The organism is Pseudomonas ovata (assembly GCF_003131185.1).
Taxonomy (GTDB): Bacteria; Pseudomonadota; Gammaproteobacteria; order Pseudomonadales; family Pseudomonadaceae; genus Aquipseudomonas; species Aquipseudomonas ovata.
Genome location: NZ_QFFU01000026.1, coordinates 22,160 through 39,538, shown reverse-complemented (window position 1 = coordinate 39,538; position 17,379 = coordinate 22,160). Strand labels below are relative to the sequence as shown.

12 protein-coding genes and 2 tRNA genes are annotated in these 17,379 nt (G+C 63.4%); 10 read left to right on the top strand and 4 right to left on the bottom strand.

The annotated features are described in order from the left end of the window. Window positions 1–17: 17 nt before the first annotated feature. Together cdhC and DGA31_RS24925 are read right to left on the bottom strand one after the other, a co-directional pair. Window positions 18–905, bottom strand: a complete 888-nt coding sequence (gene cdhC, locus DGA31_RS24930) for a 3-dehydrocarnitine:acetyl-CoA trimethylamine transferase CdhC (RefSeq protein WP_109514318.1) — start codon at window positions 903–905, stop codon at window positions 18–20. Window positions 906–977: 72 nt separating this feature from the next. Beyond that, window positions 978–1,922 carry a choline ABC transporter substrate-binding protein gene (locus DGA31_RS24925; protein WP_109514317.1) on the bottom strand — a complete coding sequence of 315 codons (945 nt, stop codon included), beginning with the start codon at window positions 1,920–1,922 and terminating at the stop codon, window positions 978–980. A gap of 193 nt (window positions 1,923–2,115) precedes the next feature. Between DGA31_RS24925 and DGA31_RS24920 the strand changes: the two genes are divergently transcribed. Continuing rightward, window positions 2,116–3,060, top strand: coding sequence for a GlxA family transcriptional regulator (locus DGA31_RS24920; protein ID WP_056835367.1), 945 nt, complete (start codon window positions 2,116–2,118; stop codon window positions 3,058–3,060). Window positions 3,061–3,122: 62 nt separating this feature from the next. On the opposite strand, the gene DGA31_RS24915 is transcribed toward DGA31_RS24920, so the two are convergent. Beyond that, window positions 3,123–6,047, bottom strand: coding sequence for a DUF4132 domain-containing protein (locus tag DGA31_RS24915; RefSeq protein WP_109514316.1), 2,925 nt, complete (start codon window positions 6,045–6,047; stop codon window positions 3,123–3,125). 30 nt (window positions 6,048–6,077) lie between these two features. Further along, window positions 6,078–6,518, bottom strand: coding sequence for a hypothetical protein (locus tag DGA31_RS24910; RefSeq protein WP_109514315.1), 441 nt, complete (start codon window positions 6,516–6,518; stop codon window positions 6,078–6,080). Window positions 6,519–6,771: 253 nt separating this feature from the next. On the opposite strand from DGA31_RS24910, the gene DGA31_RS24905 reads away from it, so the two are divergent. The 9 genes from DGA31_RS24905 to DGA31_RS24865 all read left to right on the top strand — a co-directional run bounded on the left by DGA31_RS24905 (window position 6,772) and on the right by DGA31_RS24865 (window position 17,376). Beyond that, a tRNA-Val gene (locus DGA31_RS24905) sits at window positions 6,772–6,847 on the top strand. Window positions 6,848–6,862: 15 nt separating this feature from the next. After that, window positions 6,863–6,939, top strand: a tRNA-Asp gene (locus DGA31_RS24900). 661 nt (window positions 6,940–7,600) lie between these two features. Then, the gene (locus tag DGA31_RS24895; RefSeq protein ID WP_109514314.1) at window positions 7,601–10,063 is read left to right on the top strand and encodes a TonB-dependent receptor plug domain-containing protein; all 2,463 of its coding nucleotides are present in this window, start codon (window positions 7,601–7,603) and stop codon (window positions 10,061–10,063) included. Window positions 10,064–10,115: 52 nt separating this feature from the next. Beyond that, the gene (locus DGA31_RS24890) at window positions 10,116–11,090 is read left to right on the top strand and encodes an amino acid ABC transporter permease (RefSeq protein ID WP_056835189.1); all 975 of its coding nucleotides are present in this window, start codon (window positions 10,116–10,118) and stop codon (window positions 11,088–11,090) included. After that, on the top strand, window positions 11,083–11,868 hold the full coding sequence (locus DGA31_RS24885; protein WP_109514313.1) for an amino acid ABC transporter ATP-binding protein: 786 nt from the start codon (window positions 11,083–11,085) through the stop codon (window positions 11,866–11,868). The genes DGA31_RS24890 and DGA31_RS24885 overlap by 8 nt, the downstream gene beginning before the upstream one ends. Before the next feature lie 28 nt (window positions 11,869–11,896). After that, the gene (locus DGA31_RS24880) at window positions 11,897–12,844 is read left to right on the top strand and encodes an ABC transporter substrate-binding protein (RefSeq protein WP_056835369.1); all 948 of its coding nucleotides are present in this window, start codon (window positions 11,897–11,899) and stop codon (window positions 12,842–12,844) included. Window positions 12,845–12,859: 15 nt separating this feature from the next. After that, entirely contained in the window at window positions 12,860–14,467 is a 1,608-nt protein-coding gene (locus DGA31_RS24875; RefSeq protein ID WP_109514312.1) for a flavin monoamine oxidase family protein, read from the top strand. Between the two features lie 28 nt (window positions 14,468–14,495). Further along, window positions 14,496–14,930, top strand: a complete 435-nt coding sequence (locus tag DGA31_RS24870) for a RidA family protein (protein ID WP_109514311.1) — start codon at window positions 14,496–14,498, stop codon at window positions 14,928–14,930. 139 nt (window positions 14,931–15,069) lie between these two features. Continuing rightward, on the top strand, window positions 15,070–17,376 hold the full coding sequence (locus tag DGA31_RS24865) for a TonB-dependent receptor domain-containing protein (RefSeq protein ID WP_109514310.1): 2,307 nt from the start codon (window positions 15,070–15,072) through the stop codon (window positions 17,374–17,376). Window positions 17,377–17,379 lie beyond the last annotated feature (3 nt).

The window sequence follows — 17,379 nt, the reverse complement described above, 5'->3', positions numbered from 1 at the left end:
CCGGTTTCGGCCACCGGTCAACCTCGCTGCGCAAGGCCCATCTTCACGCGGCCTTCAGCCGGGGTCAGCACGCGTGCGCCCAGGCGGCTGAGGATTTCGCCGGCGCGTTCTACCAGTTGGCCATTGGTCGCCAGCACGCCCTTGTCCAGCCACAGGTTGTCTTCCAGGCCGACGCGCACATTGCCGCCCAGCAGCACCGCTTGCGCCGTCATCGGCATCTGCATGCGGCCGATGCCGAAGCCGGCCCACACGGCATCGGCCGGCAGGTTGTCGACCATGGCCTTCATGGTGGTGGTGTCGGCCGGTGCGCCCCACGGGATGCCGAGGCACAGCTGGAACAGCGGGTTGTCGAGCAGGCCTTCCTTGATCATCTGCCTGGCAAACCACAGGTGGCCGGTGTCGAAGATTTCCAGCTCGGCCTTTACCCCCAGTGCCTGAATGCGTCTGGCCCCGGCGCGCAGTTGCGCCGGGGTGGACACGTAAATGGTGTCGCCGTCGCCGAAGTTCAGGGTGCCGCAGTCCAGGGTGCAGATTTCCGGCAGCAGTTCTTCGACATGGGCCAGGCGGGTCAGCGGGCCGACCAGGTCAGTGCCCGGGCCGAAGGCCATCGGGTTCTCCCCCGCGCCGATCTCCAGGTCGCCGCCCATGCCGGCGGTAAGGTTGACGATAATGTCAATGTCGGCCTCGCGGATGCGCTCCATGACTTCGCGGTACAACGCCACATCGCGGCTGAACCGGCCGGTCTCGGGGTCACGCACATGGCAATGCACCACGGTGGCGCCGGCCTTGGCGGCTTCCACGGCGGCTGCGGCGATCTGCTTGGGGGTGACCGGCACGTGGGGGCTTCTGGCGGTCGTGTCGCCAGCACCGGTGAGTGCGCAGGTGATGATGACGTCATGGTTCATGAGGCAATTCCTTAGGGCGTGTTAATGCTGTTCGCAGCCTTTCACAGCGGCGAAGCGGTGATTGAACAGGGATTATTTGCCGGTCAGTTGCAGGTTGGCGGCCGCCGGTTTGCCGTCAAAGGTGGTCACGCCTTCCAGCCAGCGAGCCTGGTCCTGCGGGTGATCCTTGAGCCACTGCCTGGCCGATTCCAGCGGATCCTTGTGATCCAGCAGCGGCTGCATCATCCGGCTCTCGTCGGCGGCGGTGAACGTCAGGTTGGTCAGCAGCTTGTGCACGTTGGGGCACTGCTGGGCGTAGGTGGGCGACGTCACCGTCCAGACGGTGGCCATGCCTTCGTTCGGGCCCAGGGCATCTTCGCTGCCGGTGAGGTAGGTCATGGCGACGTTGATGTTCATCGGGTGCGGTGCCCAGCCGAAGAACACCACGGCTTCCTTGCGGCGTACAGCGCGGTCGACGGTGGCGAGCATGCCGGCTTCGCTGGACTCCACCAGCTGGAACTTGCCCAGGCCGAACTGGTTTTTGGTAATCATCGCCTTGATCTGGGTATTGGCCCCCGAGCCTGGCTCGATGCCATAGAGCTTGCCACCCAGTTCTTTTTCGAACCGGGCGATGTCGGCAAAGGTTTTCAGGCCCTTGTCTGCCAGGTAGGTCGGCACGGCGAGGGTGGCACGGGCGTCCTGCAGGCTGGGTTTGTCGAGGACCTTGACTTGCCCGGCGTCGACGAACGGGGTAATGGTCTGGGTCATCAGCGGGTTCCAGTAGCCCAAGAACAGGTCCAGGCGCTGGTCGCGGATGCCGGCAAAGATGATCTGTTGGGACGCACTGGTCTGTTTGGTCTTGTAGCCAAGGCCATCAAGCAACACTTGGGTCATGGCACTGGTGGCGATGACATCGGTCCAGTTCACCACGCCCATGCGCACGTTCTGGCAGGACGCGGCATCCGCTGCCATCACCTGTGTGCTCAGGATGGCGCTGGCGCCGAGTGTGAACACGCAGCGGCTGATCAGTCGGTTCATGGTGGAGCCCTCGGCAGTCGTTATTGTGGGGAGGCGGCGTCTTTGTGCACCGTGACGCCACGTTACGGACCTTCGAGGCTGACAAAGCGTACGGTGGCGACCGGCGTTTGCACTGTGGCGACCTGGCCCCTTGAATCTGCCCATGAACGGGAGTATCACAGTGCCACGCTGCCCGTCCTTCGAGAGCGCCATCGTGGTCCAGAACTTCTACTTTTTGCTGATGCCGGGGTTTTCGGCCATTGGTTTCATCTCCGCGCTGGAACCGTTGCGGGTGGCCAACCGCTTTCGTGGCGAGTTGTATCGCTGGCAGGTGTTGAGCGCCGACGGCGGTGCGGTACTGGCGAGCAATGGCATGTCGGTCAACGCCGATGCCGCGCTGGAACCGTTGAAAAAAGGCGCGACCCTGCTGGTGGTTGCCGGTTTCGAACCCTTGCAGTCCGTCACGCCTGCGCTACAGCACTGGCTGCGTCGCCTCGATCACGAGGGCGTGACCCTCGGTGCCATTGACACCGGCGCCTGTGTACTGGCCGAGGCGGGCCTGCTCGACGGCCATCGCCTGACCTTGCACTGGGAAGCCATCGACGCCTTCAAGGAATCCTACCCACAGCTGACGGTGACCCAGGAACTGTTCGAGATCGACCGCCGCCGTATCACCTGTGCCGGTGGCACCGCGTCCATCGACCTGATGCTCGACCTGATCGCCCAGGCGCATGGCCCGGACCTGGCCATCCAGGTCTCCGAACAGTTCGTGCTCGGCCGCATCCGTCCGCGCAAGGATCACCAGCGCATGCAGATCGCCACGCGCTACGGCATCAACAACAAGAAACTGGTGCAGGTGATCGGCGAGATGGAGCAACACACCGAACCCCCGCTGAGCACCCTGGTGCTGGCCGAGACGATCAAGGTCACCCGGCGCCAGCTGGAGCGCTTGTTCCGCTTGCACCTGAACGACACACCGAGCAATTTCTACCTGGGGCTGCGCCTGGAAAAAGCCCGGCAATTGCTGCGCCAGAGCGACATGAGCGTGCTGGAGGTCAGCATTGCCTGCGGGTTTGAATCGCCGTCGTATTTCACCCGCCGTTACCGGGCGCGGTTTGCCAGATGCCCCAGGGAGGATCGGCGACGCGAAGTGGCTTGAGCGTCGCTTTTGCGGCGCCGCCCAAGGCTCGGCGGCAACCGCACCGTTGAACAAAACCGCCATCAACTGCCGCGTTGTATCTGTTCCAGGATCAGGCTGTCGGTGATGTTCATGTCGTCCAGCAACAGGAACAGCTTGCTCAGCACCTCGGCCATTTTCTGGTCGGTGTCGGCGAACGGCAGGTAGAGCGCCGTGGGCTGGCTGCCGGCGGGCACGATGCACAAATAGTTGCCCGGCTCGATATGGATGACCGCGCTGCCCAGGTGAAGGCGGTAATTCGCACGCTGGCCGGTAATGTGCAGGAAATGCCCCTCGCACCGGACGTTTTGCAGCCCCAGCCCGGCAATCAGTTCACCGACCAGTTCGGCGCGTCGTTGCAGGGTTTCCTGGCTGGTGCTGTAGCCGTCGGCGGCGTGGGCCACCGACACCAGCAGGTCGGCGTCACGCATGACTTCCGAGAACAGCAGCGGCGGGACCTGCTCAAGCGGCAGGGCGTCGCCGTTGCGCTGGAATGCAATGGTGTCGAAGACAAGGTGTTCGGTTTCCGAGAGGTAATGGCCGGTCTCCAGAAAGTCGAACCGGGCCTCGATACCGTGTTGCTTGCTCGAATAATGGACATCCTCGACGTTTGAGGTCGACCAGTGGCGCGCCTGCAACAACCGGGCGGCGACCTTGCCTTTGAGGCGGTGGCCGGCAAACCGGCTGGACCACAGGGCGGTATCGCGCTCGGCCGGGGTCAGCAGGTACAGCTCGCGAAAGGCCTGCTTGAACGGTTGTACGCGACGGTGGCTGACCACCTCTTTCTGCCAGGCCGACAGCTGTCCTGCCGTGAACAGGTGAAACGGGTGGGCAATGCGCAGCTGCTGTTCAATGACGTGCTGGCGGCCTTCGAGGTCAGTCACCGCCAGCGTGGTGGCATCGAGCCAGCCCAGCACCGTGTCGTCGGCCTGCACGATCAGTTGTTCCAGCAGCAGGCGAACGGCAGGCAGGTTCAACAGCGGCTCAAGGTCGACCAGGGCCAGGGCTTCGCCGCTGCTCATCATCGCTTCCAGGGTGCGGCAGAAGCGGGCGATCTGTTCCTTGAGCTGGCTCTGCTGCGTTTTCAAGGCCATGAAGTCGACGTTTTTGCGCAGCGCAGGCGGTGCGCTCTTGAGCGTTTTTCCCGCTTTGCTGATGTGCAGCGTCGGCGACAGACCGTCGATCACCAACGTGACGTCATAGCCCTCCAGAGTGGCGGCGGTCACGGCTGATTCAGCGATCTGCGATTCCATCGCCCATTCCAGGCGAATGGCCGAAGGGTAACCGGCGACACGCGCCAGGTTTTCCAGACCGGCCTGTATGGCCGCATGGGAATTGGCCTGTCGTTCGGCACCGTACTTGCACACCTCCTTGTGCAGTTTTTTCAGCATCAGGTAGCGCTGACGAACGTCGTCCACATCGGTGGCGGGCAGCACGCCATAAATGCGCATGGCCGCCTGGGCATGACGGGCCAGCTTTTTTTCCAGCGCCGGTCGGCCGATTCCCCGGTAGGCGTCGAGCAGCAGGCGTGTCTGGGGAAACGCCCAGGGCGAGGGTTCGAGTGCTGCCAGGTAAGCGCGCAGATGGTCCGGGTCGGCGTCGGCCAGTGCCTGGTCCAGCCGGTCACGATCCACCACCCCCACGGTTTCATCCAGTGTATTGGGCAGGTCAGTGCCCCAGCCGGAGCGGGGCGCCAGGGCAATCTCCAGGTATTGCTGCTGAAAGGCTTGCAGGTCATTCCAGCCGAGCGCGTCGAGCAGCACCGGGCTGGCCTTGCCGGCGTAGGGCAGTGCGGTCAGCAGGGTATTTCTGGAAAAGTCGCTCAGTGCTGTAAGCAGTTCTGCTGACGGGCTACCGGGCAATTGCTCAAGCCGCAGGAAGCGCTCAAGCACCGCGGCTGTATCACCGAAGCTGTCATGGAAGTGATCCGGCGTCATGCCCATACGTTCGATAACTGCCAGCGCCTGCAGCAGCCAGCGCGGCTGGAACACCTCTACCAAACGGAAGGTGTCTGCCAGCCTTGCGGCGTTATCGGGCAAGGCGGCCAGGGCCGCCTCGACATAGCGAACGGTGAAATCAATCAGTTCCGGTGGCACGGCCGTGGTGGCTTCAGCGGCAGAGGCATCCTGTTGTGGCGGTTGATCATCAATGTCTTCGTCGGTGGGGTGTTCATCATCGTCCTCCTCGCATGCCTCATCGGCATACCGATCCAGGTCAACGTCGTCGCTGGCCAGCCCGGTGTCGTCCGAACAGGCCATCATGGCGCGGCCCCAGGTGTCGGCGGCCCGCACAAAACGCGGGTAATCAAGGCCGCCGGCTTGCAGCAGGGCCGCCGCGATGCGGCCGATGTCCTGGTAGGCGTAGACATAGGCGTCGGCGATTTTCCGGGGTGCGTCATGGGGTGAGGACAGCGGCTGCTCGCGGTTCCAGCGGCCGTCCAGCAACCATCCGGCCAGGGTCTGCCAGGCCGGGGTGGGCGGGTAATGACTCAGGCGCCTGATACAGTCCTCGACATCAGGAAAGGCCCAGGCCTGGTCGTGGCGCCGGCGGTAACAGGCCGGGCCGTCTTCGTCCGTGGGCAATGGATAATCACTGTCCTCGAACGCGTATTGCAGCATGTGCTGCAATCGAGCGCCGATCTGCTCTTGCGCATAGGCATCCGGGTGGGCGGTGATCCAGGCATCGCAGAGTCGGTACTGCAGCTCATGACGCTGTTGATCGCGGCGATCCTCCAGATCGTCCCAGACGGTGGGAAAGACAAAACCCTCTGTCAGTGCCCTGGGGCCTTCCCCGGGCTGCTGCCTGACCCAGTCAGTGGCGATGCGCAGCAAATCGACGCCGTTCCAGAAGCCGGGCTCGCCGTTGTCATGGCCTGCGAGTTCGGGGTCATTATCCAGCGCGTGTTCGCAGAAGGCGCGCAGCGCTGCAAGGCGTGTGGCTTGTTCAGGCACGGGACGGCGTGATTGCATGAGGGCATCCGGGAAAGAGAACGATGAGAATCAGCCGCCCATCAGCGGCACCAGGCGGATAAAGGCAAGCGTGGAGGTCGGGCTCAGCTCGATTGACTCATCGAGCCGTTGCAGCATGACGCCGTTGTGCAGAATGCGAAAAGCGCGGGTTTCAAAGCCCTTCAAGGCACGTCTGATTTCAACGCTAACGTCCAGTGCTGGAGGGAGGCTTGCCTGGGGCATGGCAATCACGCCTTCACCGGCTTGCTGAACGATGTCCCGCTCGCTCAGGTACTGGCGGTCAAGTACTTCACGCAGCGAGGCTTGTTGCGCGACATGTTGGGCTGACAGCAAGGTGATCTGTTCGGCAACGGCCAGGCCGATAAGCTCGGTCACCGTCAAGGTCGATGAGGCGGGGCTCAGGCTGACAGAAGGCAGCAAAGGCTCCTGGCGTGCGCCTCTGAGGCAATAGCTATGAACCACCAGCTTCATGGGGTCTTCCTCGCAAGCCAGGCCGGGTTGATGAGTGTATCCCGGCGGGTCGCTTGTCTGCATGCGGCCCGTCTTTTATCAAATACCCGATAACGTGCAGATTCATCGTGCTATGGATTAGCCGCTTGTCATGGATTCGCTCTATACCGGCCCCTTGGGCGCTGTGTCCGCAACAATACGTAAACGTTGATGTTACAAAAGCTTGCTATTGCCGCCAGCACGCCATAGAATGCGCGCCGCACCGAGAGACAAAGGGTGATTAGCTCAGCCGGGAGAGCATCTGCCTTACAAGCAGAGGGTCGGCGGTTCGATCCCGTCATCACCCACCAATCTCAGTGCAATGCGCAGCGGTAGTTCAGTCGGTTAGAATACCGGCCTGTCACGCCGGGGGTCGCGGGTTCGAGTCCCGTCCGCTGCGCCATCTTCAGCTCAGGTTCACTGAACGATCTGAGCCAAACAAGAAAGCGACCTTAGGGTCGCTTTTTTGCTTTCTGCAGGGTGAAGACGGCTTGTTTGCCGTCATTCATCCCTTCACCAGATCCTATACCTGGCTGTTTATACCTTCGGTGAATCCAGGGCGCAGGTTTAGATAAGTTTTATTCATATTTGGATATAGCCAAATAGAATTATCTGACCGTTATAAATTCCGTTATGTTTGCTTTCAACAGCCTACCCCCGCACCCAGGATGGTCCCAATGTGAAGAAGCGCCTGCATCGCAGACCTTCGCATCCCAGGCCAGACGCCTGAGGCTGTGCAGGTTGCCAGGGTGATCCCACAGGATCCCTGAGCAGGAATGTTGGAAGGGAATCTCCCCATGTCGCACACCCAGTCCTGCGATCTGCATAGCCTGCGCCGTCTGCCCACACGGCCTGTCCAGAAGTACCCGCCCACGCCCTTTTGTCTTGCGCCGCCCGGCCTGAACGGCTGAGGTCTGCCTGCGCGTGTCTTGCCGTCCACGGCGGCGCGCAGCACGGCCATCTGTCTCCTCCTTTTTATAACGCGTCATCCCGATGATGGCGTACGTACCCGACTGCGCCGTCTGGCGACACGGATGGCGCATGCCATTCGTTCTGGAGTGACCATGGAGCCTGTGATTCAAGGCAAAGGTGCGCAAGAAAGCCGCCCTACATTCGCACCCGTCCCGTTGGGGCTGGCCATTGCCGGGCTGTTTTGGGCCGGTGCCGTGCAGGCCGATGACCCGGCACTTGCGCCCCGTAGCCAGGCCGACACCCTGTCGACCGTGGTGGTGACCGGCAACCGCGGTGCTGAGCAGCGCACGGTGACCAGCAGCCCGGTGCCGATTGATGTAGTGGGCGCCAGGCAATTGCAGGAAACCGGCAAGCCCGGCCTGATGGAAGCCCTGAGTGCGGTAATCCCGTCGCTGACCCTGCCGGAAAAGACCGGCTCCGATGCCAGCGGCATGGTCAAGGCCCCCAACCTGCGCGGCCTGCCGGCCTCCGAGGTGCTGGTGCTGGTCAACGGCAAGCGCCGCCACACCAGCGCGACGTTGAACATCAACGGTATCAACACCGGCGCAGCGCCCGCGGACCTTGACCTGATCCCCATCAGCGCCATCGACCACGTCGAGGTGCTGCGCGACGGTGCCGCGGCGCAATATGGCTCGGACGCGATTGCCGGGGTGATCAATATCATCCTCAAGGCCGACACCAGCGGTACGTCCATCACCCATGCCGGCATCGGCTACGACGGCAAGAAGCAGACCGTGCAGCAGAGCCTGAACAAGGGCTTCGAGATGGGTAGCGGCGGTATCCTGCAACTGGCCCTTGATGCGCGCAGCCAGAACGACGACAACAAGGCCAGCGACAATGGCTACACCTATGCGCAGGCCTATGACCTGGCGGGCAAATCGACCTATGGCGGTTACGGCACGCCGAAGAACAACCTGCTCAACCTGGCCTACAACGCCGAACTGCCGGTTGGCGACGACCTGACCCTGTACTCGTTCAGCACCTGGTCCCGGCGCAAATACGAGCAAGGCCAGAATTTTCGCCTGCCGACCATCGTCAACACCATTCGCACTGGCCCCAATGGTTACCCGGGCGGCTACACGCCCACCTGGTACATCGACGAAGAAGACTTCCAGGCCGCTTTCGGCGGCAAGGGCCAGGTCGGTGCCTGGGACTGGGATTTGTCGACCACCTATGGCCGTAACGATGCCGAACAGGGCACCTGGCACAACCAGAACCCGTCGCTGGGCGAGGCCACGCCCAATTCATTCAAGTCCGGCACCTGGATCGCCAGCGAGCTGACTACCAACCTGGATTTCAAACGCGGTTTCGATGTCGGCCTGAGCAAGCCGCTGGATGTGTCGCTGGGGTTCGAGCATCGCCGTGATGGCTATGAGGTCGAGGAGGGCGACTGGGCGTCCTGGGCCAACGGTGGTTATTGCCTGGCGGCGGGCAACTGCGCGGCCTCCGGCGCGCAGGTCACCAACGGTATTGCCCCCGACCAGACCGACAAGGCTACCCGCAACAGCCTGGCCAGCTACATCGACGTAGGGTTCAACCCGTTGCCGCAGTGGTACGTAGGCACGGCGCTGCGCTACGAGCATTACAACCAGGGCGTGGGCGCCACCCGCAGCGGCAAGCTGACCACCCGCTATGAATTCACGCCACAGTTTGCCGTACGTGCCACGGTGAGCAACGGCTTTCGGGCGCCGTCCCTGGCCAACAGCCTGTTCAGTGCCCGCTCGACCACCTATGGCGTGGTCGATGGCGTCTACCAGTCGATCAACTATGGCGTGCTGCCGGTGGATTCGGGCGCGGCCAAGGCGCTGGGCGCCGAATCGCTCAAGCCGGAGCGCTCGACCAACTTCAGCCTGGGCTTTGCCTTGACGCCCAGCGAGCGCCTGAGCCTGACCGTCGATGCCTATGTGATCAACCTGCGTGACCGCATCACCCTGACCAACACCTTGCTGGGCAGCGAAGTCACCCAGGTGCTGCTGGGCAATGGCATCGATTCGACCTCGGGCGGGCAGTACTTCATCAATGGCGCCGACACCCGCACCCAAGGCGTCGACCTGGTCGGCAACTACCTCCAGGACCTCGACGGCTTCGGCTCGCTGCGCTGGACGGCGGCGTTCAACTACAACGACACCGAGATCCTCAACTACAAGAACTCCACCACCATCCTGGGCACCGACTACGCGCTGATGGACCGCAAGGCGCGCAACGTGATCGACGGCGTGCAGCCCGCCACCAAGTTCATCCTCAGCGGCGACTGGAAGATCGACCGCTTCAACGTCAACCTGACCCTGACTCGCTACGGCAAGTACACCGAGGTCAATACCGCCAGCGACCGCTCGCTGGATCGCACCTACCAGGCCCGCTGGATCACCGACCTGGACGTGGGCTACGACATTACCCGCGACCTGAACCTGGCCATCGGCGCCAAGAACCTGTTCGACCTTTATCCCGAAAAACAAGGTGTGCCCAGCAGCACCATGGTCAGCAGCTACGGCACCTATTCGCCGTACGGCTTTACCGGTGGCTACTACTACACGCGCCTGAGCTACGCCTTCTGACCCGCCCGTGCGGTTGATCACGACACACGTCTCTGCCTGCAAGGAATATCACATGCCGACCATCGCCAAACCCTTCGATCTGCACCACGAGGTCAAGGATTACACCACCGCCACCGCCCCGCGTCGGCAGGCGCCTGTCCAGGTGCTGCGGGTAGTGCCGACGCGCCATCCGTGGCGCTGGGTCGGCACCGCGTTCGCCGTCCTGGTGCTGCTGACCCTGGGTCATTCGCTGCTGACCAACCCACGCTGGGAGTGGGGCGTGTTCGCCGAATGGTTCCTGGCGCCGTCGGTGCTGCGCGGCCTGGGCCAGACCTTGCTGTTGACCCTGCTGGGCACGGTGTTCAGCATTGTGCTCGGCACTGCGCTGGCGCTGGCGCGGTTGTCGAAATCGCCGCTGCTGGCGTCGCTGGCCTGGGGCTATATCTGGTTCTTTCGGTCGCTGCCGGCGCTGCTGGTGCTGATCATCCTCTACAACTTCGCCTACCTCTACGACCACATCGTGCTCGGTGTGCCGTTCACCGGTTGGGTCCTGGCCGAATGGTCAACGGTGGATGTACTCAGCCAGTTCACCGTGGCGGTGCTGGGCCTGTCATTGATGCAGGCGGCCTACACCGCCGAGATCATTCGCGGCGGCATCCTGGGTGTCGACCAGGGTCAGCATGAAGCCGCCGCCGCGCTGGGTTTGCCGACCCACCGACGCATCGTGCGCATCATCCTGCCGCAGGCGCTGCGTTCGATCCTGCCGTCGGGTTTCAACGAGATCATCGGCCTGGTCAAGGGCACCTCGATCGTCTACGTGCTGGCACTGCCCGAGCTGTTCTACACCGTGCAGGTCATCTACAACCGCACCCAGGCCGTGATCCCGCTGCTGATCGTGGCCACGGTCTGGTACCTGATCATCACCAGTGTGCTGACCCTCCTGCAGTACTACGTCGAGCGTTATTTCGCCCGCGGTACCAGCCGGGTCTTGCCACCGACACCGCTGCAGCGCGTGCAGCACTGGATCGAGGTGCGTCGTCATGGCTGAAGCCAATGCTGCACGGCCGGCAGGCCATATCCGTATCCAGGGCGTGGGCAAGCGTTACGGCCAGCATGAGGTGCTCAAGGGCATCGACCTGGACATCGAGCCGGGCAAGGTCACGGTCATTCTCGGGCCTTCCGGCTCGGGCAAGTCAACCCTGCTGCGCACCATCAACCACCTGGAAAAGATCGACCACGGGCTGATCACCATCGATGGCGAGTACGTTGGCTACCGACGCAAGGGCGAGCTTCTGTACGAACTCAAGGAGCGTGAAGTCCTCAAGCGCCGGGCCGAGGTGGGCTTTGTGTTCCAGAACTTCAACCTGTTCCCGCACCTGACCGCTGCGCAAAACATCGCCGAGGCGCCGCTGGCCCACAAGCGCTGGAGCAAGCCACAGGCAGCGGGCAGGGCGCTGGAGCTGCTGGCCCGTGTGGGCCTGGCCGACAAGGCGGATGCCTACCCCCGGGAATTGTCCGGTGGCCAGCAACAGCGCGTGGCGATTGCCCGGGCCCTGGCGCTGGAGCCCAAGGTCCTGCTGTTCGACGAGCCGACCTCGGCCCTGGACCCCGAGTTGGTCGGAGAAGTGCTGGACGTGATCAAGGGCCTGGCCCGACTGGGCGTGACCCTGGTGGTGGTGACCCACGAGATCGGTTTCGCCCGTGAAGTGGCCGACCATGTGGTGTTCCTGTGCGAAGGCCGGCTGGTCGAGCAGGGGCCGCCGCAGCAGATTTTCAACCATCCGCGCCACCCGCGCACCGCCGCGTTTTTCGGCAAGGTCTTATGAATCCGGATGCACAGGGAGTCCATCGATGATGCTTGTTAATACCACCCGTATCACTTTGCTGGCGCTGGCCGTCAGCCTCGGCCAGTTGGCCGTGGCTGACCCAGGCCCGGCCGATGTCAAGGTTGTGAAGTTCGACCTCAGCGCCGAGCGTGAGCGCATTCGTGCGCCGCGCAACGAGGCGGCCATCGCGCAGATCCCGGCCGGTTTCAGGTTCGCCCAGCCGGGCAAGTTCACCGTGGCGGTGTCTGGCGCCTCCAACCCGCCACTGGCGTTGCTGGCCAGTGACGACAAGACCACCATCGGCAGCGAGGCCGACACTGCGCAATTGATCGCTGACAGTCTGGGCCTGCAGCTCAATGTCGTGCAAAGCAGTTGGGAGGACTGGCCGCTGGGCGTCAGCTCCGGCAAGTACGACGTCGTGATCAGCAACGTGACCGTCACCGAGGCGCGCAAGAAGCGTTTCGATTTCGCCACCTACCGCCAGGACGTGCTGGGGTTCTACGTCAAGAGCACCAGCCCGATCCAGGCCATCAACGCAGCCCCCGATATTGCGGGGCTGAAGATCATCGTCGGCTCCGGCACCAATCAGGAGAAGGTCCTGCTGGCCTGGAACCAGGCCAATGAAAAGGCCGGGCTCAAGCCGGCCTTGCTGCAGTACTACGACGACAACGCCTCGGCGCAACTGGCGGTGCAGTCCGGGCGTTCCGATGCCACCTTCGGGCCCAACGCCACCGCAGCCTATGCCGCCGCCCTGACCGGCGGCACACGTCGGGTCGGGGTGGTCAACGGCGGCTGGCCCTTGCAGGCCGACATCGCCGTGACCACCCGCAAGGACAACGGCCTGATCACGCCCGTTCATACCGCCCTGCAAGGGGTGATCGAGGGCGGTCAATACACCCAGGTGCTGCAGCGCTGGGGGCTGGATGTCGAGCGCATCGCCCGCTCGCAGATCAACCCACCGGGCCTGCCGGACTGACCCAGGAGAACGGACATGACACTGACACGACGTGAAGCCCTGTCGACCCTCGCCACCGTTGGCGGCGAGGGCGCAGTGACCGGGGCGCTGGCCGCACTGGGCCTTGGGCCTTCTGCACACCGTCGCCCGCAACCGCTCAAGCTGGCCGCCAACACCGGGCAGGGCGCCAGCGTGCTGGTTCTGGGCGCTGGTATCGCCGGGCTGGTCTCGGCACTGGAACTGACCCGCGCAGGGTTCAAGGTGCAGGTGCTGGAGGCCCGCCAGCGCGTGGGTGGGCGGACCTGGACGCTGCGCGATGGCGACCGGGTCGACTACCTCGACGGTCGCAGCCAGACCGCGCGGCTTGACCCTGGCTTATATTTCAATGCCGGGCCTGCGCGTATTCCCAGCCAGCATCGCACCTTGCTCGACTATTGCAGCGAGCTGGGCGTACCGCTGGAAGTGCTGGTCAACAGCAGCCATGGCGCCCAGGTCAGGCCGGACCTGCAACAGCCGGCGTTCACCGTCGGCCAGGCCGTCAACGACACCCGTGGGCACCTGGCCGGCCTGCTGGCCACGGCGGTCAGGCGCGATGCGCTGGATGATGTATTGAGCCACGAGGAGCGCACCCGGTTGCTGGCGTTTCTACAGGTCTACGGTGACCTGTCCCAGGAACTGGCCTATGAAGGCAGCCTGCGCGCCGGTCACCGGGAGTCGCAGCGGCACCCCGGTGCCTTGCCGGGCAGCCTGACGCCGTTAAGCCTTGACCGGTTACTGCATCCGGAGTTGTGGGGCGCCTTGCTGCACAGTGAGTTTCCCGAGTTCTCGGCGACCATGTTCCAGCCGGTCGGCGGTATGGACCGGATCACTGATGCCTTCTACCAGCGGGTTCGCGATCATGTGCAGCTGGGCGCCGAGGTGCGCAGCCTGCGCCAGCGCGACGACGGCGTGGCGGTGACCTATCACGACCACGCCTGCGGTCTGGAGCAGGTGGTGCGTGCCGACTACCTGATTTCCACCGTGCCGCTGCCGCTGCTGGCGCGGCTTGATACCGACTTCAGCGAGCCGGTCAAGGCCGCCTTGCAGCGTGTCCCCAATGGCCAGGCCACCAAGGTGGCCTGGCAGTCACCGCGTTTCTGGGAAAGCGACTACCGCATTTATGGCGGCCTGTCCTGGGTCGAGCACCCGGCGCGACTGCTCTGGTACCCGAGCAACGACTTGAACACCCGCAACGGCCTGCTGGTGGCCGGTTACCTCACCAGCGACGACGCCCGCGAATTTGGCCGGCAGCCACTGGCGACGCAATACCAGGCCTCCAGAGACGCGGTCGAGCTGTTGCACCCTGGCTATTCGCAGTACCTGCGCCACCCGCTGGCCGTGTCGTGGGAGCAGATACGGTTCAGTGAAGGGCCGTGGCTGGCGCGTGATCGTTTTCCCGCCCTCGACAGCGCCTTGCTCGAAAAACCTCACGGCCGGGTGTATTTGGCCGGCGACGGGCTGGTGCAAAGCGGTGTCGGCATCTGGCAGGAATCGGCGGCCAACTCGGCGCGCCATGTGATCGGCCTGCTGGCCGAGCAGATCATCGCCCAGCGTCAGGCGGTCCAGGCTGGCCTTTGCACTGCACCCCTCAACCGAACGCCGTGATGCGGCGCGACTTTCAAGGAACATCACCATGAGCGACAGCATTCAACGCACCCGCGCAGGAACCTTTCCCATCTCGCAAACCGTGACCGTGCCGGCCTCGACCAGCCTGGTGTTCATCAGCGGCACCTTGCCGGATGTGGCCGACCCGAGCGCGCCGCCCGGGACGCAGGCGGCTTATGGCAACACCGAGGTGCAGACGGTTTCGGTGTTCAACAAACTGCGCGCCATCCTGCGCCAGCAAGACCTGGACCTGGGCGATATCGTGTCGCTGAAGGTTTTCCTGCTGGGCACCGAGGCCACCGGCGGCCGCCTGGACTTTGCCGGCCTGCAGGCTGGCTACACGCAATTTTTCGGCACTGAACAACAGCCCGAAACACCGACGCGCACCGCCTTGCAGGTGGCTGGCCTGCCATTGCCCGGTGCGCTGATCGAAGTCGAGGCCATTGCCGCCAGGACCGCCTGACGCGATCGGCTGAACGGCGGCCTTGGCGCCGCTGACCATTTTCTCAACCTCATTAATTTGGACTCCGGGACGCTGGCCTGCACTGGCCGCTGTCCCGGCACGGGTTCGTGCGCCCGCGAAAAGCCGATAAGGACGAACGATGAACACCGCAATACAGACCAGGTTCTGGTTGGGCAATCTGTTATGGCTGGGCCTGAGCGCTGAAACAGCCTGGGCCGAAGACGTGCAAAGACGCACCGATCCGCAACTGCAAAAAGTCCAGGTGGTCGGTGCCCGGGTGACCGAGGCCGATGAGGCCATTGGCACCGACCGGATCAGCAATACGGTGTCTATCTCGCACCAGGCACTGCTTTCAGCACCGGCCGGCACCTCCGGGCTGAAAATGCTCGAATCACTGCCGGGCTTCAACGTGCAGGTCAATGACGCGCTGGGGTTATATGAGTTCGGCAACTCAGTGTTCGTACGGGCCTTCAATTTTCAGCAGATCGGCTTTTCCATCGACGGCGTGCCACTGGGGCGCAGCGACCAATTCGGCGGCAGCCCCATCTATCGCTACGTCGACAACGAAAACACCGAGCGGGTGACCGCCTCGACCGGGGCTGGCGATGTCTCGCAGCCTGGCTACACCTCGCTGGGTCCGTACGTGGATTATGTGTCGGTCAATCCCGGCCAGAAGGCGGGTATCAGCACGTCCTACACGTTGGGCAGCGACAGCCTGCGACGCAGTTTCTTCAAGGTCAACACCGGTGAGTACAACGGCCTGTCGGCCTATTTCAGCCGCTCCAAGATCGACGGCGACTTGTGGCGCGGACCGGGCACCATTGACCGCGAGCACCTGGAAGGCAAGGTGCGTTATCAATTTGGCGACGATAACGACCTCCAGTTTCGTGTGGTGCATAACGATTTCTTCGACTACGACTCGCCCTCGATCACTCAGGTCCAGTACCAGGGTATGGCAGGGGATGCCTTTGGCCGCTCGGGACGTGACTTTGCCTACCTCGGCACAGTGCCGGATCTGACCCCCACGGTCGCCGGGGTGCAATACAGTAACGCCGGCTACAACCAGTTCTACAAGACCGCGATCAATCAGCGCCGCGACACGCTGTACAGCCTGAGCGGGCGCTTTGCGCTCAATGACAACCTGGACAACACCACCAGCGTTTATTACGAAGACAAGCAAGGCTTTGGTGTGTCGCCTGAGGCCTACGGCACCTCGTTGGCCTTGCACACCGCCCAGGTGGCCACCGTGCCCGGCCTGAGCGCACCGCGCGGCATCCAGTATGGGTTGTCCGCCCTGAGCGGGCATCGCTACGGCGCCACCACGAACTTCACCTGGCGCGTCGGCCAGCACGCCATCGAAGCCGGCATCTGGGCCGAAAAGGACGTGTTCAATCGCTTGCAGGCCCGTTACAACCTGACCGATGGCAGCCCGGCCGGTTATCGTCTACTCAACGAGCCGGTGCATCTGCAAGGCGACTTCAGCTCGACCCGCGACTCGCTGCAACTGCATCTCAAGGACACCTGGACACTGCTGGACGACCGCCTGCGCCTGCAGTTCGGTGTCAAGCGCCTGGACCTTGATTATGAAGTGCAAGGCTACCGCAACGCCGGCGACTACATTGCCAACCGCCAGCCGAAGCTGGGCACGAACTGGCGCGATAACTTCTTGCCCCAGGCCGGCCTGGTCTATGACTTGACCGGCGACTCACAGCTGTTTGCCTCCTATTCGGAAAACCTCGCCCTGCCGCGCGGCGCCGATGACGTCTACCGGGCAGCCAGCCCCAACGTGCCGGCCCCGGCTGCCGAGACCTCGAAGAACTACGAAATCGGCTACCGCTTCAACCGGCCGACGTTCAACGCCGCCTGGGCGCTGTACCGCACCGAGTTCGACAACCGCCTGCAAGCGTTCGCCGCCATGGTGCCCGGCAGCAGCACCACCGAGACCTTCTACCAGAACGTCGGCAAGGCCTCGGCCTACGGCTCGGAGCTGAGCGGGCAATGGAAGCCGCCGATCCTGGCCAACAAGGTCGTGCTCAACGGCAGTGTCAGCTACAACGTGGCGCGTTTCGACGATGATGCGGCAGGCTTTGCCCTCAAGGACAACGAAATCCCCGACAGCCCGCGCTGGCTGGCCCAGGCCGGCGTGACTTACGAGTTCAGCCCCTGGGCGGTGCTGAACGTCTCGGCCCGGCATATCGGTTCGCGCTACAGCAACTTCACCAATACCGAATCGGTGCCCGGCTACACGTTGTACAACGCCTACCTCGATTTGGGCGGCGACGCGCTGCATTACGGCCCGCTCAAGAGCGTCAAGCTGCGTTTCAACATCGACAACCTGTTCGACAAGGACTACTTGGGCTACATGCTCAGCACCGTCAGTGGCCCGGCATCCTACCGGCCCGGTTCGCCGCGTACCTTCCAGACCACCCTGAGCGCGGAGTTCTAAGCC